The organism is Dietzia sp. DQ12-76, assembly GCF_014145045.1.
In the GTDB taxonomy this organism is placed as follows: domain Bacteria; phylum Actinomycetota; class Actinomycetes; order Mycobacteriales; family Mycobacteriaceae; genus Dietzia.
The window spans coordinates 1-1568 of the sequence record NZ_JAALDV010000231.1 but is presented as its reverse complement, the minus strand read 5'-3'; the positions used below and the strand labels follow the sequence as shown (position 1 = coordinate 1568).

Below are 1568 nucleotides of genomic sequence, written 5' to 3'. Positions count from 1 at the left end.
GTGTGCGGCTGCAGTTGTTGCGCGCGTGTGCGGAAAGTCGGGTGGGCGCGCCCGGTCAGGCCCCGGCCGCGGAGTCGGCGTCGACCGCCAGTCGCTCTTCGGCAGGCGAGTTCGCCTCAGCCCCGTTCTCCTCGGCCCCGTTCTCCTCGGCCGCCCCGTTCCCCTTTCCGATCGCGGTGTGCAGTCGCGCGCGGCGGGGCGAGTCGTCGGTGCCCAGCAGGAGGTCGATGGTCAACCCCAGCCTGCTGTTGACGTCTGCGGCCGAGGACCTCCTGGTGAGCCACGAGACGAGGTTGGACATCCACACGTCGGAGACCACGCGGGCGATCGAGAGCTGGACCTCGTCCGGCTCACCCTGGGCCATGGCCCGGGCGATGATCCGGTCCATGTAGAAGCCCACCTCCTCGACCTCGTTGGCCACCGAGGCATCGGCGAACATGAACGCCCGGGTCATGGCCTCGGTGAGGTTGGGATCGCGCTGCATGGACTTGGTGATCATGTCCACCACGACCTTCATGCGCTCCTGGGCGGTGTCCCCGGGCGGTGCCGAACGTTCCGTGCGCTGGTCCAGCCTGCGGAACTCACGGGCCAGAGCCGAGACCAGGAGGTGCACCTTGGAGGGGAAGTAGCGGTAGAGCGTGCCCACGGCGACCTCGGCCTTCTCGGCCACGGCCCGCATCTGCACCGCCTCGTACCCACCCTTGGCCGCCAGGGCCAAGGTGGCGTCGAGGATGCGGCGACGCCGCTCCCGCTGCGACGAGGTGCTGGGCTCGTCACCACGGGACGCGGGATCGGACGCGGCTGGACCGGAACCGGTCTCGGTCGAGCTCTTGGTCATGAGGCGAGCCTCCTGGGCTGGCGACGGCCGATCGGGGGCCGGGTGCGGTCATCACGTCCTGCTGGTGCATTCTAGGACACGGTTGTTAGAACACGTTCTATTATGGGGGAGTGCGCCGGTCCTCGGACCCGCGCCGGTTCGAACCCCGTCGCGACGAGGAGCCACCGTGAGCATCGCCACCACCCCGGATCAGATCGAGATCCAGAACTCGATCAGGTCCTGGGCCAAGTCCGTCGATCCCGTGGACACAGTACGCGCACAGGAGACCGACCCGGACGCGTGGAAGGCACTTTGGGCCCAGTTGGCCGAACTGGGGATCTTCGGCGTCGCCGTCGCCGAGGAGTACGGCGGGGCCGGGGCCGAGATCATCGACCTGGCCTGCATGCTCGAGGAGGCCACGGCCCGGATGGCCCCCGGCCCGATCCTGTCGACCGCCGTCGCGGGCGTGCTGGTCTCGCGCGCCGGGGGCGCGGTCGCCTCCGCCCTCGGTGAGACCATCGCCGACGGCGGGCTGCCGGTGGGCGTCTGCCTGGGCCACGGCGCGGCGACCCTTGCGGGCTCGACCACTGGGGACACCACCACCGCGGGCTCGACCACGGTGACGGGTGATCCGGGTGTCGCCTACGGCGGGACCACGGGCGGCGGCATCCTCCTGGCGGTCGAGGTCGACGGACAGACCCGGTGGGCGCTGCTCGACGGGGACACCGAGGGTCTCACCGTGACCGCCGCA

At 70.5% G+C, this 1568-nt stretch carries 2 protein-coding genes; one reads left to right on the top strand and one right to left on the bottom strand.

All coding sequences use genetic code 11. The features are described from left to right. Positions 1-55: 55 nt before the first annotated feature. Positions 56-838 carry a cholesterol catabolism transcriptional regulator KstR gene (kstR, locus tag G6019_RS08740; RefSeq protein ID WP_182613004.1) on the bottom strand — a complete coding sequence of 261 codons (783 nt, stop codon included), beginning with the start codon at positions 836-838 and terminating at the stop codon, positions 56-58. Between the two features lie 166 nt (positions 839-1004). On the opposite strand from kstR, the gene G6019_RS08735 reads away from it, so the two are divergent. Next, a partial coding sequence (locus G6019_RS08735; protein ID WP_182627431.1) for an acyl-CoA dehydrogenase family protein occupies positions 1005-1568 on the top strand: 564 nt, incomplete at its 3' end.

What these genes read in the sequence shown, in the direction of transcription:
- kstR (WP_182613004.1), bottom strand. Translation starts at nt 838, where the DNA reads ATGACCAAGAGCTCGACCGAGACCGGTTCCGGTCCAGCCGCGTCCGAT.